The sequence below is a fragment of the Pseudobdellovibrionaceae bacterium genome (assembly GCA_020635075.1).
Lineage (GTDB): Bacteria > Bdellovibrionota > Bdellovibrionia > Bdellovibrionales > UBA1609 > JADZEO01.
Map to the genome: position 1 here is coordinate 398,017 of JACKAM010000001.1, position 21,095 is coordinate 419,111.

General features: G+C 50.8%; 18 protein-coding genes. 14 read left to right on the top strand and 4 right to left on the bottom strand.

Features of this window, described 5'->3' with window-relative positions:
* The first annotated feature begins 40 nt into the window (after nucleotides 1–40).
* The 9 genes from H6624_01655 to H6624_01695 all read left to right on the top strand — a co-directional run bounded on the left by H6624_01655 (nucleotide 41) and on the right by H6624_01695 (nucleotide 10,588).
* Complete coding sequence (locus H6624_01655; protein ID MCB9083013.1) at nucleotides 41–772, top strand: response regulator transcription factor; 732 nt, start codon at nucleotides 41–43, stop codon at nucleotides 770–772.
* Complete coding sequence (locus H6624_01660; GenBank protein MCB9083014.1) at nucleotides 769–2,619, top strand: HAMP domain-containing histidine kinase; 1,851 nt, start codon at nucleotides 769–771, stop codon at nucleotides 2,617–2,619. The genes H6624_01655 and H6624_01660 overlap by 4 nt, the downstream gene beginning before the upstream one ends.
* Before the next feature lie 174 nt (nucleotides 2,620–2,793).
* Nucleotides 2,794–3,366, top strand: a complete 573-nt coding sequence (locus H6624_01665; GenBank protein ID MCB9083015.1) for an N-acetylmuramoyl-L-alanine amidase — start codon at nucleotides 2,794–2,796, stop codon at nucleotides 3,364–3,366.
* Nucleotides 3,366–4,082: an SIMPL domain-containing protein gene (locus H6624_01670; GenBank protein MCB9083016.1), complete on the top strand. Its 717-nt coding sequence runs from the start codon at nucleotides 3,366–3,368 to the stop codon at nucleotides 4,080–4,082. Before H6624_01665 ends, H6624_01670 begins: the two co-directional genes overlap by 1 nt.
* 27 nt (nucleotides 4,083–4,109) lie before the next feature.
* A complete protein-coding gene (locus H6624_01675; protein ID MCB9083017.1) occupies nucleotides 4,110–4,907 on the top strand; it encodes an MBL fold metallo-hydrolase in 798 nt (265 codons plus the stop codon).
* Nucleotides 4,908–5,492: 585 nt separating this feature from the next.
* Nucleotides 5,493–5,849, top strand: coding sequence for a helix-turn-helix transcriptional regulator (locus H6624_01680; protein ID MCB9083018.1), 357 nt, complete (start codon nucleotides 5,493–5,495; stop codon nucleotides 5,847–5,849).
* A 1-nt stretch (nucleotide 5,850) separates the two neighbouring features.
* On the top strand, nucleotides 5,851–7,143 hold the full coding sequence (locus tag H6624_01685; protein MCB9083019.1) for a TolC family protein: 1,293 nt from the start codon (nucleotides 5,851–5,853) through the stop codon (nucleotides 7,141–7,143).
* 12 nt (nucleotides 7,144–7,155) lie between these two features.
* Nucleotides 7,156–10,422: an efflux RND transporter permease subunit gene (locus H6624_01690; GenBank protein MCB9083020.1), complete on the top strand. Its 3,267-nt coding sequence runs from the start codon at nucleotides 7,156–7,158 to the stop codon at nucleotides 10,420–10,422.
* Nucleotides 10,412–10,588, top strand: a complete 177-nt coding sequence (locus H6624_01695) for a DUF2892 domain-containing protein (protein ID MCB9083021.1) — start codon at nucleotides 10,412–10,414, stop codon at nucleotides 10,586–10,588. Before H6624_01690 ends, H6624_01695 begins: the two co-directional genes overlap by 11 nt.
* A 101-nt stretch (nucleotides 10,589–10,689) precedes the next feature.
* Here the strand turns inward: H6624_01695 and H6624_01700 are convergent, their stop codons facing one another.
* Nucleotides 10,690–11,169, bottom strand: a complete 480-nt coding sequence (locus H6624_01700) for a hypothetical protein (protein MCB9083022.1) — start codon at nucleotides 11,167–11,169, stop codon at nucleotides 10,690–10,692.
* A gap of 206 nt (nucleotides 11,170–11,375) precedes the next feature.
* On the opposite strand from H6624_01700, the gene H6624_01705 reads away from it, so the two are divergent.
* On the top strand, nucleotides 11,376–12,137 hold the full coding sequence (locus H6624_01705) for a TIGR02147 family protein (protein ID MCB9083023.1): 762 nt from the start codon (nucleotides 11,376–11,378) through the stop codon (nucleotides 12,135–12,137).
* A complete protein-coding gene (locus tag H6624_01710; GenBank protein ID MCB9083024.1) occupies nucleotides 12,134–13,168 on the top strand; it encodes a hypothetical protein in 1,035 nt (344 codons plus the stop codon). The genes H6624_01705 and H6624_01710 overlap by 4 nt, the downstream gene beginning before the upstream one ends.
* A 100-nt stretch (nucleotides 13,169–13,268) precedes the next feature.
* On the opposite strand, the gene H6624_01715 is transcribed toward H6624_01710, so the two are convergent.
* The 3 genes from H6624_01715 to H6624_01725 are packed head-to-tail and all read right to left on the bottom strand — an operon-like array spanning nucleotide 13,269 to nucleotide 16,488.
* On the bottom strand, nucleotides 13,269–14,528 hold the full coding sequence (locus H6624_01715) for an amidohydrolase family protein (GenBank protein MCB9083025.1): 1,260 nt from the start codon (nucleotides 14,526–14,528) through the stop codon (nucleotides 13,269–13,271).
* On the bottom strand, nucleotides 14,525–15,325 hold the full coding sequence (locus H6624_01720; GenBank protein MCB9083026.1) for an SDR family oxidoreductase: 801 nt from the start codon (nucleotides 15,323–15,325) through the stop codon (nucleotides 14,525–14,527). Before H6624_01720 ends, H6624_01715 begins: the two co-directional genes overlap by 4 nt.
* Nucleotides 15,322–16,488: an acyl-CoA dehydrogenase family protein gene (locus H6624_01725; protein ID MCB9083027.1), complete on the bottom strand. Its 1,167-nt coding sequence runs from the start codon at nucleotides 16,486–16,488 to the stop codon at nucleotides 15,322–15,324. The genes H6624_01720 and H6624_01725 overlap by 4 nt, the downstream gene beginning before the upstream one ends.
* 160 nt (nucleotides 16,489–16,648) lie before the next feature.
* On the opposite strand from H6624_01725, the gene H6624_01730 reads away from it, so the two are divergent.
* Genes H6624_01730 through H6624_01740 form a run of 3 tightly spaced genes read left to right on the top strand, consistent with a single transcriptional unit; the run spans nucleotide 16,649 to nucleotide 21,061 of the window.
* The gene (locus H6624_01730) at nucleotides 16,649–18,190 is read left to right on the top strand and encodes an acyl-CoA carboxylase subunit beta (GenBank protein ID MCB9083028.1); all 1,542 of its coding nucleotides are present in this window, start codon (nucleotides 16,649–16,651) and stop codon (nucleotides 18,188–18,190) included.
* Nucleotides 18,191–18,207: 17 nt separating this feature from the next.
* Nucleotides 18,208–20,205 (top strand): biotin/lipoyl-binding protein, encoded by a 1,998-nt coding sequence (locus H6624_01735; GenBank protein ID MCB9083029.1) that lies wholly within the window; start codon nucleotides 18,208–18,210, stop codon nucleotides 20,203–20,205.
* Nucleotides 20,198–21,061 carry a 3-keto-5-aminohexanoate cleavage protein gene (locus tag H6624_01740; GenBank protein ID MCB9083030.1) on the top strand — a complete coding sequence of 288 codons (864 nt, stop codon included), beginning with the start codon at nucleotides 20,198–20,200 and terminating at the stop codon, nucleotides 21,059–21,061. Before H6624_01735 ends, H6624_01740 begins: the two co-directional genes overlap by 8 nt.
* Nucleotides 21,062–21,095 lie beyond the last annotated feature (34 nt).

Sequence of the window (21,095 nt, forward strand, 5' to 3'; positions counted from 1 at the left end):
GTTTACAACCTGGACTTCGCTCTTGTGGCAGGATTAAATCATGAGAACAGGAACTGAATTCATGAAAGCACCAAGAATATTGATCGTTGAGGACGAAGAACCCATCCGCTCAGGTTTAAAAAACCTGTTTATCTATCACGGATTTCAGGTGACTGATGTTTGCGATGGGGAAGCTGGATTATCGGCGGCACAGAATGATCCATTCGAGATCGTTATCCTCGATGTGATGTTGCCAAAAATGAACGGATTTGATGTCTGCGAGGGGATTCGCCGACACTCAAAAAAACTTCCCATCATCATGCTGACAGCCAAAACCAGCGAGGAAGACATTGTCAACGGCTTGAGTCTCGGGGCCGATGACTACGTGGGAAAGCCTTTTTCCGTACAGGAACTTTTGTTAAGGGTACAGGCCGTCCTCAGGCGCACTCAACCCGTGCGGACGGAAAAGATCCGTATTGGCAATGGACTTGTCGTCGACCCGACCAGTTTGACCGGTGCGGGTCGGGGAGAAGAGGAATTGGTGTTCACTCTGCGTGAGGTGGAGCTTCTTCAGTTTCTCGCTCAGGATGACTTTCGTACCAAAACCAGGGAGGAAATCCTTCACCAAGTCTGGGGATACAAGGAAGGCCCAGAGTACGATACCAGGACAGTTGATATTCATATCGCTAAGTTGCGTAAAAAGATTGAACTTCAGCCTAAAACTCCGGAGTTCATCAGGACTGTTCGTGGTCGGGGTTATCAGTTGGTTCAGTCTGAAGTGCTGGTGTCATGAAAACCAGTGGGCAGAGGAAGTCTCTCATTCGCTTTCTTTTGCTCTTCCTCGTTTGCCTGTCCTTGCCCATGATTTTCTTGGGCTATCTGTTGAACTCCTATTTTGAGCGCCAGGCCTATCAGGACGTCAGAACCGAAGCCGAAGCCATCAATGAGTTCACTCTCGATCGTCTGAGTGAGTTGGTTCGCAGCGAAGACCTAAGACCTTTTACTGAATACAGCTTTAGCTATGTCCAGGAGATCGGTCTTAGCTACTTTCTGAGCGTTTCCCCTTTAGCCAAAATCGAGCCGGAGACCGGAATTCCCGGCGTGATCGGTTATTTTCAGATTGATGACGACGGGCGCTTCACTTCTCCGGTTTGGCCCTTATTGAGTGCCAAACAGTCCTCGCAACTCAACGATCCGCGCGCCCGCCGGGAGAAGTTGTTTCAGATTTATGACACCTTGAAATCGGCGGAGCTGTTAAATCCGAAAGCTCAGCGCGATCATGCATTCTTTAAGCTTCGCGAAAAAATGAATTTGACTGGAGAAAGCGAGCTTCGAGATTTGTCGGTCACCAACACTCTGGCGGCGATGAAGGGGGGCAGTCTTGAAGAGTTGGAGTTAGTAGAGTCCAAATTTGCCCCAAGCAAAAAGTCGATGGCGGTGACCAAGAAGTCCAAGTCCTCCTATGGTATTCAGGAAGCCAAACGCCAGATGCGCATCAAGGGCATGGACGCTGTCGTATATCCCTTTCAAAGTGTGGTTCTCAATACCGGGCACATTCTGTTTTATCGGGAGGTGCTGGTTAGAAAGCAAAGCTACTATCAGGGCTTTTTGGTCGATGAGGCCAAGTTTTTTGCCGAGGTCATTCGTCCTCGCTTTCGCAAAGGCCTGTCTGAGGATAAACAAGATCAGGTGGTGGTGGCGTCGGGTGAGAGAATTCTCCCCAGCTTCACCGAGGCCAACAAGCGCAAGGGTCAGCAAGTCCTGATTCTTGAGCAAACCCTCCACGCTCCATTTGATGACTTGAGGTTTTTCTACTCGACGGCGGGTCTCAAGGTAAGTAAAGAGCGGTGGCTGGTTAATGGTGTGCTCTTTGTGTTTTTTCTCATTCTTTCGGGTGGACTTGTTTGGTTTTATTTTTTGAACAAAAAGCAGCTGGAACTGGTGCAGAGGCAGTCTGACTTTGTCTCGGCCGTGAGCCATGAATTGCGAACCCCCCTAACGTCAATCCGTATGCACAGTGAGATGCTGCGTTTTGGCTGGGTCAAAGATGAGGACAAAAAGCAAGAGTCCTACAGCTACATCTTAACGGAGAGTGAGCGACTGAGCCGCCTCATTAACAACGTGCTCAGCATGGCTCGCATTGGTCGGGAGCAATTGGTGCTCAACTGTGAGGTTCTTCCCACGGGCGAGGCTTTGGACTTTGTCGTCTCTCGCGTTCTCCCGCAGGTTGAGAATTCCGGATTTGAGTTGCGAGTCAATCGCCAAAAGGAGTTGAGTGGCGAGGTGTCTGTTGATCGAGACGCCCTTCTCCAGATTGTGATGAATCTTGTCGACAATGGCCTTAAGTTTGCCCGCGACTGTGAGCCAAAAGTCATTGAGATCATAGGTACGGTTGAGGACGACCATCTGGTCATTGGTGTTCGCGATTATGGTCCCGGCGTTCACGGTGAGAGTGAAGACAAGATCTTTGATTTATTTTACCGTCAGGAAAATGAACTCACTCGCTCCACCACAGGAACAGGGATTGGCCTCGCCCTGGTGAAGCAGTTGTCTGAGCTGATGAAGGCCCAAGTGTCCTATGAGAAAGCCCGTCCCGGAGCTTGTTTTTTGGTTAGCCTCCCTTTTGGTTCCAGGTCCTAAACCGGGATGCACGAAGCCAAAATCGGTTCTCATTTGATAGCCTATTTTGGCTTCATGCATCCCGGTTTAGGACCTGGAACCAAAAGAGGATCGTAAACTCCAAGTAAACTGAGTGACCTTATCATTTACTCAGGCTGGTCTGGAATAGACTGATGATTAGTTTACTCTGAGTATATGAAAGCTCCGATTCTCTTCCTAATCTTGACATGTATTTTCAGCTGCAAGGCCGACGAGGAGCCCTCCTCAACCGCCTTGGATGAGTCCAATCAATTTGATGACTGGTATTACAAACAGTCCCCCCAATACAAGGGCTGGAAATACATTGTCATCCACCATTCGGCCACGGACGGAGGGTCCGTGGCCGCCTTTGATCGCTTCCATCGCGATCAAGGATATGGGGGAATTGCCTATCACTTTGTGATCGGCAACGGCAAGGGGATGAAAGACGGAGAGGTACAGAGCACCTTTCGTTGGCGCCAGCAGATGTCAGGAACTCATGTTTCAATCAATTCATGGAACCACAATATATTTGGCATCGGGATTTGCCTGGTGGGTGATATGCAGAAACACAAGCCAACAAAAGCGCAGAAGAAAGCATTGGATAGCCTCATCAGTGAATTACAGAAAAAGTACAAGATTCCAAACTCAGGAATCATGGGCCACGGAGAGGTCCACTTTGATAACGACAACAAAAAAAAGGAACAGACCCTATGTCCGGGGAAAAACCTAACACGGAGGAAGAAGTGATGCGTAAGTTGTATTTAGCCGTCCCCTTGTCCATTGCCATTGTTGTTCTTGGAGCCTTTGTCCATGCGGGGCTTCGCTATTTGAAAAACTTCGACAAGACAGTCAACGTGAAAGGTCTGGCTGAGCGGGTGGTTAAGTCAGATCTGGCGATCTGGCAGGTGAATTTCAAAATGAACTCTGACGAAGTGAAAAATCAGTATTTGGAGTACAAACGTATCAAGGGCAAGGTCAAAGCCCTGATTGAAAAGGGAGGTTTCTCCTCAGATGATCTTGATTTTGACAATATTAATATTACGGACAACAGGGATTCCATGTACGTGAACAAAAACGGAGTCAAACACAAACTCATGCCTCGCTATACGGGCTACGCCAAGTTCACTTTGACCACCAATCGGGTGGATCAGCTGCGCCAGCTGTCCGGTCAGGTGGATGAACTGGTTTTGGCAGGGGTGAGCATTTCCAGATCAGATGTTTATTACAAGTTTGAATCTCTCAACGAAATCAAAGCTGAGATGATTAAGGAGGCCACTCTGAACGCCCGCGATGCCGCCAAGTCCTTTGCAGCCAACGCCAACAACAACGTGCGCGGTATACGTCGGGCTGATCAGGGTTACTTCGAGATTCGCGACAGTGGCACCATCGAGAACTGGTCCGACAACAGGGCTTTGTTTAAGAAGGTCCGGGTGGTGACCAATCTCTCCTTCTTCTTGGACTAGCGGAGGGCTCTGTGCCACAATCTGGGGGTGGCACACAAAGCATTGCTTCAGTACAACAGTCCTCGCCCCGGTCTTCAGGTCTTTAAAGTCACCGAAGACACCTGGTGTTTGCGTAGGCCCTCTTACTTGACCTGTTCCTATTTGATGGATTTGGGAACAGGTCAGGTGGTGGCCATCGATGCGGGAATGAACTCATCGGGAGAGGATGTGTTAGCCGGCCTTGAGGAAATGGGGAGGAAACCAGCAGATGTGGCAGCGGTGTTACTCACTCACTGGCATAACGATCACTCGGCCGGTGCCTATTATCTGCAAAAGACCCATTCAACCCCCATTTATTACCACCAACTGGAAGAACCCTTCTTCAATGCTCAACCTAGTGGCGTGCGCAAACCCTTAGCCTGGCTCAGTCGCTGGGTTCCCGAAGCAGGCCCTTTGGTTTTACTTAAAGGACTCCTCAAGGATGGTCCCTCCCATCCAGTCACAGCTGATCGCCACATAGTAGGTGGTGAGTTACTCTTTGATCGCCTGCGGGTCATCGAAACTCCCGGACACACACCTGGGCATTTGAGTTTTTTCGATGAAAGAGAAGCTTGTTTGTTTGCCGGCGACGCTTTGGCGGTCGTCAATGGCGAGCCCAGGCGCATGGCTCGACCCGTGACTCTCGATTTGGGTGCTGCAGCGACGTCAATCCTGAAGCTGGATGCAAAAGAAATCAAAGTAATCTGTCCTGGCCATCGGTGGCCGCTGTTTGATCGGGTGAAGGATCAGCTGATTGAACTGCAGAGGGATATACAGTGTGGGGAGCGCTGGCCCTGGCTCGGCTAGAGGCTGGTGAAAAGGGTCCGTCTGCCGCGTTGGATGAACTCTCGCTCACTCCAACGTACCCACAAGTACGATTCCATTCGCTCGAATTCATCCGCCTTGCATCCGAACCCTTTTGACCAGCCTCTAAGAGCGGAAATCTGGTGAAAAGGGTCCGTCTGCTGTGTTGTCAAAACTGACCCCTTTAATTGTTGATCCACAAAATCCTTAATCGGTGAAATCGGTCCTTTGCCGACCATTCTCCGCAAATCCTCACGCGCCTTTCGGCCGCAGGCGTGTCTTCGGAGTGCGTCAGCATGCTGACGCACTCCGTTCGGCTGAGCCTATTCCCTTCGGTCACTCAGCCTCCCACCGTGCGCGACGGCAGAGGATTCGGATTTCCGGGAATGGCTCGTCAATCGGACCTATTCCCGGATAAGGGCAGCACAGGGTTTTGTGGATCAACAATTAAAGGGGCCAGTTTTGCGTTGTTGGTCGATCGCCTCAGGGTGAGATGGAGAGTTGTGTGATTTCGGTAGCTTAGCTCGTTGCGTAGTTCAGTAGTTAATAAATATTGCAACTAATGAACAATGTGGGTAGTATAGATCCATGGCTAAGAAGAAAGACACCCCAATCATATATAAGTTGCAAGCGGAGATCTGCTCGGCTCTGGCCCATCCTGTTCGTTTGCAGATGTTGGACATTCTCGCGGATGGGGAGAAGACTTGCTCGGACCTGTTGGAAGTCCTGGATATTTCCAAGGCCAATTTGTCTCAGCATGTATCACTGATGAAATCCGTGGGGATCATCGAAAGCCGCAAAGAGGGGACCTATCAATATATCTCCTTGGCTTTTCCACAGATCAAGGAGGCCTGTGGAATGATTCGCCATCTATTACTCAAAAGGGTGGAGAAAAGGGAAAAACTCCAGGCCGATCTCAAAAAGCAGCTCAAAAGAGGCATCTAAAATGAGATACAAAAACATCATTCTCGGCGCATTGTTGGCCGCAAGCTTCGGTGCCCGGGGAGACAACAACCTGAAGTTCTCTGAGATATGGGCCAAGATTCGTGTCCACGCTCCGGAGTTGCAGCAAAAAAATCAAGAAAGGCAAGCAGCAGAAGCAGCCGCACAGGCGGCTAAGAAGCATTGGTTGCCTCGGCTGAGCGTGGGAGCTCAGGCCCTCAATACCGATGCACCGGGAAATAGTTTGTTCCTCAAACTGGGGCAAAGAGAGATCCAGGCTGCGGACTTTTCGCCTACGGAGTTAAATGACCCTGATCGCGAGACCTATATTATGTCTGGAGCTCAGTTGGATTGGGCGCTATACGAAGGCGGTCGCGGGCAAAAGGGAAGTGAGGCGGGAGGCAAGATGGCTGAAGCTGCTTCTCAAGCCGAACAAGCCCAGTCCTTATTTCTTTACACCACCGCACTTCGTGACTATCGCGATTTGACAGCTTTGTATTCACAGCAGGCATCACTTTCTGAAGTGGAGCAATTGGTGAATCAGGTATTGGCCAAGTACCAGGTGGGGAGAAAGGGAAACCCGGTTGGTTATTCAGGCCTCTTGGGTCTAAAGGGTCTGCGCAACCGAGTGGTGGGTCTTAAACAGGCAAATGGTGCTGAGAGCCAGGGAATCAAATCAAACTTATCCCAAAAGGCCGGCGGCCTGGGAGACACCTGGAGTCCGGTGGCCGAAAGTGTATCCTCACATTCAAAAGGGAAGGATCATGTTGAGTCCTCACGGGTGAAGGCCCATCAACTGCAGGCCCAAGCCCTTGGCTTCCAAGCCCAGGCGCAGAAATCCCGCGTTCTCCCTTACGTCGGGGCGCGAGTGAATTATGAGAGAATTGAAGGTGATCGAGGCGCAGGAGATGCCTTAAGTGGTGGTGTGTTTCTCCAGTGGGAGATTTACTCATCTAACAGTCGGGGAGCCTATCGCCAGGCCTACCATCAGGCTCAGGCCAGTGAAGCCGAGGCCCGTAAGATGCAAATCGAAGAGACCATTCAATTTGAACAAGTCATGAGCGGCCTTAAGGCCACCCAGGAAAACCTGCGCCTTCTAGAGGAATCAAGTGCACTTCTTAAAGAACAGATGCAGGTGAGTCAAAAACTGTTTCTAAATGGGTCCATGAATGCTCTGCAATTGACTGAGGTCTTGTCTCGGCGAGTGGATTTGTTGGTGGATCAAACCAAAGCCCGGCGTCAGCTCCATCAATTGGAGGGGGCTCATTTCATGTTAACTGGCGGACAGTTGCCTTAAGGAGTTGGGAAAATGAAACAAGATCAATACGGTATGGCAGGAAAATTAGCAGGATTGTTTGTTCATTCCAAACTCACCCCGGTTTTGGCAGTTGTGAGTTTACTTTTGGGAATTATGGCCGTGTGGCTGACTCCTAAGGAGGAAGAGCCACAAATTTCAGTTCCGATGATTGACATTCGCACCGGAGCACCGGGTTTTGAGGCGGTTGAAGTTGAGCGCAAGGTAACCGAGCCCATCGAGCGAGCGGTCTGGGGTCTTGACGGAGTGGAGTACGTCTACTCTTCGAGCCAGCCGCACGGTAGTCTGGTCACGGTGCGATTTAAAGTGGGCGAGCCCATGGAACCAAGCTTGGTGAAGATTCACCATAAACTTATGTCTATCAGAGGAGAGTTGCCTCAGACCATTACCCCCTTTGATGTGAAATCCTATTCTATTGATGATGTTCCCTTCTTGGTCCTGACATTCACCTCGGCTGACAGGGACGATTACAGTTTGAGATCCATGGTCGCACCTCTGGCTCGTGAATTGTCTTCGACACCTGATTTGAGCCGAGTGGAACTTCTTGGCGGTCGAAAGCGGGCCGTTCGGGTGATTGCCGATCAGGCAAGGCTTGCATCCCGGGGAGTTTCTATGATGGATCTCGCCCGTGCCCTCCAGGCCAACGACGCCTATGCCCCCGCGGGAAAGAATTGGGGCGACAGTGAAGTTTATGACGTCGAAGTCGGAGGTCGCCTGACCACTGCGGAAGAAGTCGGTCATGTGGCCATTGGTCAGCGAGGTGGATCGGTCGTCCGAATTAAAGACGTGGCTCGGGTGGAAGACGGGCCGGAGGAGCGCACTCGCCAGTCGGTGCTGCTGAGCAAAGATGTTCCCCAGGGGCATACGGCAGTGTCAATCTCATTTGCCAAGCGCAAGGGCACTAACGTTGTGACTTTGGCCAAGGATTTAGTTAATCGAGCTCAGATCTTTTCCCAAGGGCTGCCTAAAGATATCGCCATGGCCCAGGTGAGAAATTATGGAGTGACGGCAGCCGACAAGTCCCACGAGTTGATTGAACACCTGCTGATTGCCACCATTTCCGTGGCACTGTTGATTGCTCTCTTCATGGGTCTGCGCGCTTCCTTGGTGGTGGTCATTGCCATTCCAGTGACACTGGCTCTGACTTTAGCGATCTATTACTTCATGGGTTACACACTTAATCGCGTAACCTTGTTTGCCTTGATCTTTTCAATCGGTATTTTGGTTGATGATGCCATTGTGGTGGTGGAGAACATTGAACGGCACTTAAAATCTGAAAAAGGTATTGGCATTGTCCGAGCGACCATGAGGGCGGTGTCCGAAGTGGGGAATCCCACCGTCCTTGCCACCTTTACCGTGATCGCCGCCATTTTGCCCATGGCCTTTGTCCGCGGGTTGATGGGTCCCTACATGGCGCCGATCCCCGTGGGCGCAAGTCTCGCCATGATTCTATCATTGTTTGTGGCCTTTATTGTTACTCCTTGGGCTTCAGTACGTCTGCTCAAACACGAGGAACATAAGGAGGGTGAAGGTGACGCTGGCGAGGGGCACAAAGAGAGTCGCTTGGATCAGGTCTATCGTAAGATGATGAATGGGCTTTTGGGTGGAAGATTGAAGGCTCTCGGCTTTGGCGCCTTTATCACTGTGCTTTTTATGGCTGCTGCCTCAACGGTTTACTTTAAAGCTGTCAAAGTCAAAATGCTTCCATTTGATAACAAGAGTGAATTTCAGGTTCTGCTCGACTATCCGGCAACCACGAGCCTTGAGGACTCAGTAAAGCTCTCCCGCGAGTTGGGTGCATCAATGCTCCAGCACGAGGACGTCCTCAAGGTACAGGTCTTTGCGGGCGAGGCAGCACCTTATTCCTTTTCTGGAATGGTGAAGCATACGTTTTTACGTCGGGCTGATTATCTGAATGATCTGCAAATCGTCTTAACCGACAAGGGCGATCGGAAAAAATCCAGTCATGACATCATTGCTGAACTGCGACCGGTGGTTGCCGAGTTTGCCAAAAAACACAATGTCATGAGCAAAGTGTTGGAGATCCCTCCCGGACCTCCTGTTCTTGCCACTATGGTGGCTGAGATCTATGGTCCGTCGGCTGAAGAGAGGAAGCGTGTGGCTGAAAAGGTTCACGAGGTTTTTGCCGGCGAATCCAGTGTCGTGGATCTCGATTACTCCTGGCGCGAGGGGCGTCCCCGCCAAGTCTACTCATTTGATTTTGAAAAAGCCGGGTGGATGGGAATACAAGCTCAGTCCTTAATGGCAGCCGGCCACACATTGTTTTCAGAACGGCCTTTGTTTTTGTTGGACAGTGTCGACAGTCCAGAAGACGTATCCATTGATTTGAGCATGGAGCAGGGGGTGCGTTCGGGAACACGACCCTTTAAAGGGCAAACCGCACCTAGCTTTGAAGCTGGGGTGGTGGATCTGGAAAGGGTGATCAAAGATCCCGTGCTGAAGTCCTCTCAGGTTCTGCACCGGAAAAACCTAAAGCCCGTGAACTACGTGTTGAGTGAATTATCGGGAGCTGAAGAAGCACCGGTCTATGGGATGATCAAGATTCAGCCCCAGATTCCCTTCCCCATGCAGACGGCTGATGTTCCGTGGAACACTTCAGAGGCAGTGGTTAAGTGGGATGGAGAGTGGTTTATCACCTACGAGGTCTTTCGCGATTTGGGTGGGGCCTTTGCGGTAGTGATGATCCTCATTTATGTTTTGGTGCTCGGCTGGTTTAGAAGCTTTTCCGTGCCCATGGTGATTATGGCGCCCATTCCCATTAGCTTGATTGGTATTTTGCCGGGTCACTGGATAACCGGAGCCTATTTTACAGCCACCTCCATGATTGGCTTTATTGCCGGGGCCGGAATTATTGTACGTAACTCGATTATTCTAGTTGATTTTATCGAACACCAGATCAGGCAGGGGCTGGCGCTCAAGGGGGCGGTATTGACGGCAGGTATTCTGCGCTTTCGACCGATGCTTTTAACGGCAGCAGCGGTGGTGGTTGGTAGTGCCGTGATGCTGACCGATCCCATTTTTCAGGGCTTAGCGGTGAGTTTGATATTTGGTGAAGTGGCGGCCACTATTCTCAGCCGCTTTGCGGTTCCAGTCTTGTATTACTACTTTATCGGGCACTCTCGTGTCCGCATGATCCAGGAGGAAGTTCAATTGGGCCAGGCCAATGCCAGCTTTAACAATGAGCTTCCATCTGGGGCACTTGCAAAAAATAATTATCAGGAGGTTTCTCATGTCCATTGAAAGAAAAATTAGGGTGCTGGCCGGAACGATGATCCTGGTCAGTTTGACCCTGAGTCAGGTGCATTCCGTCTATTGGTTGTTTCTCACCGGATTTGTAGGTCTCAACCTACTGCAAAGTGCTTTCACCGGCTTTTGCCCAGCGGAAAAGATCCTGGCCAAACTGTAAGGTGAGGGGCCTGTCATTTGGTTCCAAGGCCTGGAAAAAAAAATGGAGGGCGATTGCCCTCCGTTTTGATTTGGTCCACCTCAAAAAGTAGAAAAGTACTTTTACTCGGCCATCTCAACTTTCATTTTCTCAATGCCAAGATTCACGCCAAAACCATGGGTGAACTCAAGGCCAACATTAAGAACGAGAGCGGGGAAGTCCGCGTGGGTGGCAACAAAGGCACCGACGCCACCAATGACGGCGGCTTCAGCACGAACCACCAAATAGTTGCCGAGAAGGTCTTCTGGATTGTTGGCAAACAGGCTGATCTTTGCGCTGACCCCTTTGGCATTGAGCTCACCAAAGGCCACCCGTAGAGCAACTGGCTTGGAATCCATAGTGATCTTTACCGGAATGGAAACTTCATCACCGGAAATGCCGTAGCAGTCGAGGTTGCCAGTCCCTTGGATTTCATATTTTCCCAATAAAACCTGAAGTCCTTTGCCATGTGCATCAAATTCCATGGCGCAAGTCCATAGTGGAGACTCAGCGAAGGCCTGCATTGAAACCATTGTCGCAAGTGCTATTAATAGCTTTTTCATGTGTTTTCCCTCCTCATTTATTTGGGTGCTGAACCACCAGCTCCCATTTGTTTCGAGCACAGGGTTTATGTGAGTTTTCGTGGACTTGCAATAGGGGGTGCGGGACATAGTGTTCCGTTCGTTGAAATCGGGACACTATGTTCCTTTTTGTTGACGGATTGGGCGGAGCTGTGGGAGGACTCGTTTCCAAGGGAGAGGGGACCCCATTGATTGATCATCCGTCTATTCGCATTCTCAATCAGGTCTTGGCCGACAGAAAAGCCAAGAACCCCGCCTATTCCTTAAGGGCTTTGGCTCGTGATTTGGGCATTGGTGCCACTTCTTTGTCGGACGCTCTTAATGGCAAACGGCAACTGTCGAAAACTAGTTTGCGCCGAATGGCTGAAAAACTAGAGCTGTCACCTCTGGAAAGAGATCAAATCTTTTCTCATAGCCAACTCTCCAAGCTGCAGTTTGAAGAAGTGGAGAGACTTGAACTTAAGGAAGACACCTTCCGCTTGATTGCCGATTGGTATTACCTGGCGATTATGAATCTCGGTAAAATGAAAAACTGTCGCGCTGATGCTAAGTGGTTAGCAAATCGATTGGGCATTTCCCAGGTTGAAGCCCACACGGCCCTAGATCGACTGTTGAGACTGAATTTGGTTGAAACAAGGCGGGGGCGATTGGTCCGCACAGCGCGCCCTCTGGCCACGTCCAGGGACATTCCCTCTGAGGCTGTTCGCCGTCACCACAGGGGGAATCTGCAATTGGCAGAAAAGGCCTTGGATGAAACTCCTGTTGAACTGAGGGAGTTCAGTTCCACCACGGTGGCGACAAATCCCAAGAATTTGAAAAAAGCAAAAGACTATTTAATGAAGGCAAAACATCGGGTTGCAGCCATTTTGGAATCCGGTGAACCGACAGAAGTTTACACTCTCAGTTTTCAGTTATTCCCATTAACTGAGGTGAAAGGGGAGAATCAATGAGGTACGGAGTTTTACTATTATTGTTGGCAGCCATGGCAAAGCCTGGTTATGCGGATGTAATCATCAATGACACATCGGCTTTGCCGGTGATTCGTACTTGGAGGCCAGGCGACGATGTCAATAATGGTGGAGGTCTGGCCGAAAAGACCTTTGTGCGCGCCTTTTCCTCCATGGAGAAATATTTGTCTATTTGCCTGACCTCCCAAGCCTGCCGTCTCTCAGAGAGAGATCGGCGCATTTTGACGGCAATTAAAGAAAGCCACTCGCTTCAGGCCCAGGGGCATGGGGGCTTGATGTTTGCCAGCGAAAAGGAAGAACCAGGAACTTTTCTCATCGACGGAGAACTCAAGGTGGCCAAGACCGGTGCGGCTGTGGGAGCTCCCATCTACATTAACCAAGATCTGATTTACGCTAAGGGCCCCGAAGGCACTCTTCAACCGATGGGACTGGGTGAGGCGGTCAGTGTGTTGGTTCACGAGTTGGGTCATCATCAGGGTGAGATGGATCACACCTACCTCGATGTCCTTGGGAACAAGGTGGCTCTTTTGCTGCAGCATCATGTTAGCGAAAGCCCGCTTCTGCCATTCAACACCCGCTTGTCCCTCATTGTTGTCAATGGCGACTCGGGTAAGGACTATCCCCAAATTCTTCTCAATGTATTTGATCAGCAGTATGACCTGACCCAGCAGTTTGCAGATAAAATGAAATGTCACTTTCAACTTCTGCCATTGCCCATTATTGATGAAATCAGTGTGAGGGAACAAAAGCCCTTGGGCGTGGTGATCCATAACGTCCATTGGACGAAGTTCAGTGATGATCCCGACCAAAGAAAGTTTGTCCTTGAAGGAAATTTGACAAAGTTTTGTGAAGAGGGCTCAACTTTTAAGAATACTAATAAGGACCATAGGGCTCGCTTTACATTTGAGCTGGAAAAGATTGAGGAGTCAGATTCGTGGAGTCTCAAAGCCGATAGTCTGGAGATCAAAGACAAGTACGATCCATGGTGGAAGTTTATAAAGCTGCCGTTCTGATTTGGTTCCAGGTCCTCAATTGATATGTGCCGCGACATAAAGGACTCTTGGCTGAGGCCTTTATGTCGCGGCACATATCAATTGAGGACCTGGAACCAAATCACAACCCCTCAAACACCGTCTCCGCAAAGCGGACTCCGGTCTCCGGATGGCGGATGGTGCGCTTGAGCACAAAATCAAAAGTGAGAGGATTGTAGCTGTAGATTTCGCGGAGCAGATCGGCTTCTTCACTGTTGATGTAGCCGCCCTTAACTAGTTTTTTCAGGTGGATCAAAAAGTTAATCGCCGGCAGCGGATAATCCGATCCGTTGACCAGGCGTCCGTGCCACTCGGGTTTTTCTAAAAGACCTTTAAGGGCCTCATCCATACGATTGAATTGAGTGATAGTTGAGATTTCACCAAACAATAGGCCATTGTACTTGGGATTTTCCATCATACGGCTGAAAAGTTTGAAATTGGAAACCTGAGGTCTCTCGGGGTCGTCCAGGTCCTCGTTGCTTTTCCAGCCCGCGCAATGGGCAACAATCACCCGCACACCCAAATCAAGTGGAAGGCGCAGAAGCAATGGGTTTCCGAGCTTCTGGTGCTCATCGGCCTCGACGGCGGCCTCATGTCCGGCGTGGGTGATGAGGGTAACGCCGAGTTCTTTCATTTTAAGATAAAAGGGTTCCAGGTCCGGATCACTCGGGTCCATCCCCATGGCGTTGGGGAGCCACTTCATAAACCTGACGCCCTGGCTGGCCCAGTGGATGAGCTCTCCGATCGCGTCTTTCTTGTAAGGGTGAACAGACATGACAGGAACATAGTAGTCAGGATGGGCCTGGGCGGTATTGAACACGTAGCTATTGGGAATGTAAAATTCTGTGGCGTCCAGATCGACTGTACCATCCTTACGGTAGTGTTTGTCGAATGCCAGGATGTAGTGCTTTCCTGAGGGGCCACCTTTGTTCTCGATGAGTTGACCTAAACGTTCCAAATACTGAAAGTCGGCGTAATCATCGTCTTTTATTCCCGAGGCTGATTTATAGACATTGAATTGGATATGACGTCGGGGACTGGACCAACTGAGAAAACCCGGGTGAACAAACACTCCCGTGTTGCCTTTTCCCAGGCCGACGACATGGGTGTGAAAGTCACTTAAACTCTGGCCGTCAATCCCCTCGTAGGCATCAGCGATGAGTTTTAGAGCCCCAGCACTCAGTTCCTCTGACATCTTTTCTGCCGGCCCGGCGAAATTGCCACCAAGTTTCTTGTAAAGGAGGCTACAGCCTAATGAAACAGAAACAAATAGCAGAAGAGCTGCAGATAAGAGATTACGAATTGGTTTATTCGTCAGGTAGCGATCAAGGAAGTCTTTCATCTCTCAGGTAATCCAAACCCCGGTAGCGTTAAGGCATCGTTGAACCCACCATCCACAGTGATGGTTTGACCCGCCACCCAGTTGGATTCAGGGGAACATAAAAATCCAATCACTTGAGCCACCTCACGGAAATCCGCCGGGCGGTTAAAAACCGTGGCCCGCGAATGAGCCTCTGAAACTTTGGGGAAAAAGGGGCCTAAGAACTTCTGCGTAGATTCAGTCTCCAGAAAACCAGGATTTACTCCGTTCACGCGAATCTTTTGTGGACCCAACTCGTGAGCCAGATAAGTGGTCATCACCTCAAGCGCTCCTTTGGCGGCCGCCAACATTCCGTGCTGAGGAACGACGTGAAGGGTGTCCATGCCACTGACGGTGACCACAGCCCCTCTGGGAGCCAGAAACCCTTTGAGTGTTTGCAGTGTGCTGAGGAGATTCCAAATGGACAGATGAAAGGTCTTGGCAAAGTGGTGATGTTTCATTTCCAAAAGAGGTTTAAATGCCGACGCGGCCGCATTCCACACCACATAATTTAAATGAGGGACCAAGGTTTTCACTTGTTCACCCAGATAAGTGCCACCTTCGGTTTCGCACAGATCCACTTGGATCAAATGACAATCAACCCCCATGGCCAAAATTTTGCTTTTTGCTTCGTCAGCAGCCTTTTCGTCAGATCGATAACTGAGGAGAAGGTTAGATCCTTCTTCGGCAAAATACTGGGCAGTGGCAAAGCCAAGTCCCTTGGTGCCTCCGGTAATTAATGTAAACTGGTCCAGAAACCGACCTTGTGTTGCACTCATGATCTTAAGAATTCCTTGTAGGTTTGTTTGGCAATAATGAGTTTTTGAATTTCACTCGTACCGGCGCCAATCTCAAAGAGCTTTGAATCGCGCAGGGCTCGCTCCACTTGGTACTCTTTCATATAGCCATAGCCGCCGTGACACTGAACTGCCATATCAGCCACATGGCGGGCTCCTTCGGCAACCAACAATTTGGCGATGGCAGCTTCACGGTTAACACTTTGCCCTGCCTCAAGCTTATGCAGGGTCTGGTACAAATAGGTGCGGCTGGATTCATACCACATGGACATTTGTGCGACCTTGTCTTGAACCATTTGAAACTCAGCGATGGGCACGCCAAATTGTTTTCTCTCCATGGTGTACTTGAGAGTGGCATCAAGACAAAAGCGCATCAGGCCTGTGGCCAATCCGCTAAATATCACCCTCTCCACATCAAGTGAGTACTTCATATCGTAAAAGGCACGGCCCTCTTCTCCAAGTAAGAGCTCAGGACCGACCTCCACGTTCTCCATAAACACTTCGCCGGTAGGGGAGGAGATGTGGCCCATTTTTTTGAAGGGTTTACCCGTAGATAAGCCTTTCATGCCCTTTTCCAAAATAAAGGCCACACCGCCATCAATACCCTTGCCAACAGGTTTGCCGTTTTCATCGGTCAGACGAGCGAGGATCACAAAGTCATCAGCAATGGGGGCATTGGTGATAAATGTTTTAGCCCCATTGAGAATATAACCATCTCCCTTTTTCTGCGCGGTTGCCTTAATGGATAAAGCATCACTGCCAATCTCAGGCTCTGTCAGTCCCCAGCAGCCAATGCGACTGCCATCGATGATGGAGGGGAGATATTTTTGCTTTTGCGCCTCGGTTCCATGACGAGCCACATTGGCACCATAAAGACAGGTGCTGGCCAGTGAAGACAGACCAAAGCCATTGTCCACATAACCCATTTCCTCGGCGACGACCAATTGTGCCATTAGGCTGTCAGCTCCACCATAGGCTTCGGGAAGCATGGGGCCGGCCAATCCCAATTGGCCCAAGGACCTGTGCACGTCGCGGGCAAACTCGGCTTTGGACTCACTTTCCTCGACTTTCGGGAGCAGCTCGTTTTGCAAAACCTTTTGCGCTGAGGCGCGGAGCTCTTCCATGATTTCCATGTCTGTAGACATTTTCATTTTCCCCCGTTTTGGATTACTCTTGAGTGAAGCCATCTAAATTATAGGTAGAGGGATTTCGACCAGTCAAACCGCATGAGGGAGGTCCTCTTTGGAAGTCTTCAAGTCCCGTCTCAACAGCCAATCACGCGCTTATCAGGACAACTATCACAAAATGCTCGAATTGGTGACCAGTCTACAAGACACTCTCCAACAGGCTTTGAGTGAGGGCGATGCGGTTTACACGGAGAAGCATTGCCAGCAGGGGAAACTCCTGGCGCGAGAGAGAATCGCTAAGCTGCTGGACCCCGAAAGTCCGTTTTTGGAATTGATGCCTCTCGCCGGACTGGGTCAGAAGGGAGTGGCCCCTGGAGCCAGCGTGGTGGGGGGAATTGGTTTGGTGTCTGGTCGGGAGAGCTTGATTGTGGCCAACGTCCCCACCATCAAGGGCGGAGCGATCAATGCATTTACCCTTCTTAAGATGCAGCGTTTGGCCGTCATCGCCAGGGAAAACCGCCTGCCCACAGTTTTTCTTGTTGAGTCTGCAGGAGCGGATCTCCCCAATCAGGCCGACATTTACAATTATGGTGGCGCCCAGTTTCGCGAGATCACTCGACGCTCAAAGCTCGGCATTCCATCCGTATCGGTGGTCTTTGGCAGCAGCACGGCTGGTGGTGCCTACATCCCTGGGATGAGTGACTATGTGATCATGGTCGACAAGCAGGCAAAGGTGTATTTGGCTGGCCCACCCTTAGTGAAGATGGCCATCAATGAGGAAGTGGACGATGAAACCTTGGGGGGTGCGAAAATGCACGCCACCCAATCGGGAGTTGCCGACTATTTGGCGCAGAACGAAGATGATGGATTAGCTCTGGCCCGGGAAATTGTCGGTCTGTTTAAAGTTCGTCAGCCCAAAGGAGTTGAGCAAAAGGTTCAAGAGCCCATCTACGAAGCTGATGAGATTCTTGGCCTGGTAAGCGCAGATGTGCGTCAGCCTTTTGAGGTGCGGGAACTTATTGCCCGCATTGTGGACGGATCGCGGTTTTCTGAGTTTAAGCCTCTCTATGGCGGGACACTTGTCACGGCCTTTGCCCAAATCTTTGGAATGCCGGTGGGAATACTTGCCAACAATGGGGTGCTGCAGTCGGCTGCGGCCGAAAAAGGGGCACAGTTTATTCAACTCTGTGACCAGCAAAAAGTTCCCCTGTTGTTTCTGCAAAACATCACGGGCTTTATGGTGGGAACCGAAGCCGAGCATGGGGGTATTATCAAAAATGGTGCGAAACTCATCAATGCGGTGGCCAATGCCCGTGTGCCTGCGATTACGGTTTTAGTCGGCGCCTCTTATGGAGCTGGCAACTACGGCATGTGCGGGTTGGCCTACGAGCCACGGTTTTTATTTTCCTATCCCAATGCCCGGTTGGCAGTGATGGGACCTGATCAGTTAGCTGGTGTGATGGAGCTTCTGCAAAAGGAAAAGGCAGCCAAAATGCCCCCTGATAAAGCGGAGCAGCTAAAGGCACAAACGGAAGCCCTTCGCCAGAAGGTGGAAATGGAATCCACCGCCCAGTTTGCCACCGGACGGGTCTGGGATGACGGGATTATTGATCCCCGTCACACACGGCCGGTGTTGGGAATTTGTTTAAATTTACTTTACTGTGAAGATGAAGACGAAAAACCAAAAGACCAGTTGGCCTATGGTGTTTTTCGAATGTGATTTTCCGGGGGATGGAAATGTCAGAGAAAAAAATTCGTCGACTGATGATCGCTAATCGAGGGGCTATTGTGACCCGCATTGCCCGCACTTGTAGGCAAATGGGAATCATCACCATTGGTGTTTATTCAGAAGCAGACAAGGAAAGCTCATACCTACGCGAAGTGGACGAGGCTTTCTTTGTGGGAGCTGCGACTGCCAGTCAGTCTTACTTGAATCAGCAGGCACTGCTAGCGGTAGCAAAAAGAGCCCAAGTTGACGCCATTCATCCCGGCTATGGATTTTTGGCAGAGAATGCTGAATTTGCTCAGGCCTGCTTGAATGGAGGATTCATTTGGGTAGGGCCACCGGTCGAGGCCATGCGCCAGATGGGCACAAAGAAAGAAGCAAAGTATTTAGTCAGTTCTCTTGGTTTGCCGGTGATCCCTGGGGCCGAACTCAATATGGACGAAAAGTCAGCAGCTCAGGCGGCAAAAAAGGTCGGATTTCCGCTGTTGATAAAGGCTTCTGCCGGAGGTGGAGGAAAGGGCATGCGACTCGTACAGGGGCCGGAGCAGTTCTCTGAAGCCTGGTCCGGTGCGGCCCGTGAAGCCAAGCAAGCTTTTGGTGATGCCACGCTGCTGGTGGAAAAGTGTTTCCCCGTGGCCAAACACATTGAGGTTCAGGTGCTGGCGGATCGACAGGGAAATATCGTCCACATGGGCGAGCGAGAGTGTTCGGTGCAAAGAAGGCATCAAAAGATCATTGAGGAATGTCCATCCCCAGTTGTGTCTTCCGAGTTGCGGCGGCAGCTGGGCGAGTGGTCAGTCAAAATTGCCAAAGCCATTGGCTACGAGGGAGTGGGCACCGTGGAGTTTTTGGCTGATGCCAGCTCAGATGGTGAGCTCCGAGCGGAGCAAATATATTTTTTGGAGATGAACACCCGCATTCAAGTGGAACATGGAGTGACCGAAGAGGTCTATCGGGTAGACTTGGTGCGCGAACAAATCCGCGTGGCGCAGGGAGAAAGTGGCGGATGGCAGCAAGATCAATTGGTTCCCCAGGGACACTCAATACAATGCCGTCTCTATGCCGAAGATCCGGGCCAGAACTTTCTGCCGCAAACCGGTGAAGTGAAAACCTTCTTCCCTTACCGCGCCCCGGGAGTGCGTTGGGAGTTGGGATTAAGACAAGGGGATCGTGTCGGTACGGATTATGATCCCATGGTGGCGAAAGTCATCACCAAGGGAGCAAATCGCGAAGAGGCCCGCCAACTAATGATGCAAACCCTGTCCTACTCAAGCCTGCTGGGCCTGAGATCAAATCAAGGTTTTTTGCTCGCGGCCCTCAGCCAAGATGATTTCATCAGTGGCCAATACAAAACCCATCAGGCTGGCGGCGAGTGGCAGAACGAATTCACCACTCAACCTCCGGTACGGGAGTCTACGGTGGCGGCCTTGCTGGCTCGCTCTGTTCAGCGGCGCTCGCGAAAGGCCGTATGGTCTCAATTGTCAGCCGGTTGGTCCAATATGCCCAATCAAAGACAGAGGGAGAGGGTGAAGCTCAATGGGGAGGAGTTCGTCATCGAGTACTGGGTGGATGAGTTCCAACAATACCACATCGTGGAAGGTGGTCAGGAGAGAGTGGCCAGTATTTTGAGTCACCCCCCGGGTCGGATGCGCCTGGAGATTTTCGGCCAGCAGTACAAAGTTCGATTTGTTGAGGTTGGATCTTCAACCCATGTTCATGTATTGGGTCTTGCGCCCAGTTGGATCGACTGGCAACCGCGAGTCTGTCGTGCCCACCTCATGGAGTCCTCAGCTCTTGTTCGTCCACCCACCAGTGGCAAAGTGGTGCAGGTGATGATTAAAGTTGGAGACGCGGTGAAAAAGGGCGATCCCTTGGTGGTGCTTGAGTCCATGAAGATGGAAACCTCGATCTACGCCGAACGAGATGGTTTGGTCGAAGAAGTCTTTGTGTCAGCTGGAGACGTGGTACAGAGTCACTCGGAACTATTGCGATTGGATGAAAATGACTAAAGAAAAAACGATCATTACCTGCGCTTTGACGGGAGTTTTGACTGATCCCGTGAAGCACCGGGTGCCGGTGACGGCAAAAGAAATGGCCCAGGCTGCCCGTGAGGCCCATGATGCTGGTGCCACTGTTGTTCACTGTCATTTTCGTCAGCAAGAAGAGGGGAAAAGGCATCTTCCCTCCTGGGACCCCGACGTGTGCGCTGAAATCGTTGAAGCCATTCGCAGTGAAGTGCCGGGCTTGGTGATCAATTGCTCCACTGGAGTGATCGGCCCCGATATCTCAGGTCCTGTATCGGTTCTTCGTCGGGTGAAGGCTGAAATGGCGGCTATGAACTCTGGATCTTTAAATTACTTAAAGATTCGCAGTGACGGGCAGTGGGCCTGGCCTCCCATGTTGTTTGATAATCCGGTGGAAAAGATCGAAAAGTATCTGAAGGTGATGGAAGAGACCAACACTCTTCCTGAGTTCGAGTGCTTTGACACGGGGATTCTGCGTTCCATCTCCATGTTTCGCCGGGCGGGTCTGTTTAAAGGGAAGCCCTTTGTCTCCTTGGTCATGGGTGTGGCCAGCGGCATGCCGGCCAAGGCCGAATGGTTGCCGCTATTGAAGGCCGAAATGGAAGAGGATTTTCATTGGCAAGTGATCGCCATTGGCCGCCAAGAGGTGTGGCCTTTGCTGGAAAAAGCGGTTGAGTTGGGTGGCGATATTCGCACCGGACTTGAGGACACGTTTTATTTGCCGTCAGGAGAAAAAACATTTTCCAACGGAGCCCTGGTGGAGGCGGCCGCACAGATGGTCCGCCGATTGGGCGGTGAGGTGTCTTCCCTGGTAGAGACACGACGAGACCTGGGTGTTTGAAAAGATCCCGTGTCGCCCAAAGATGCTTCATCTT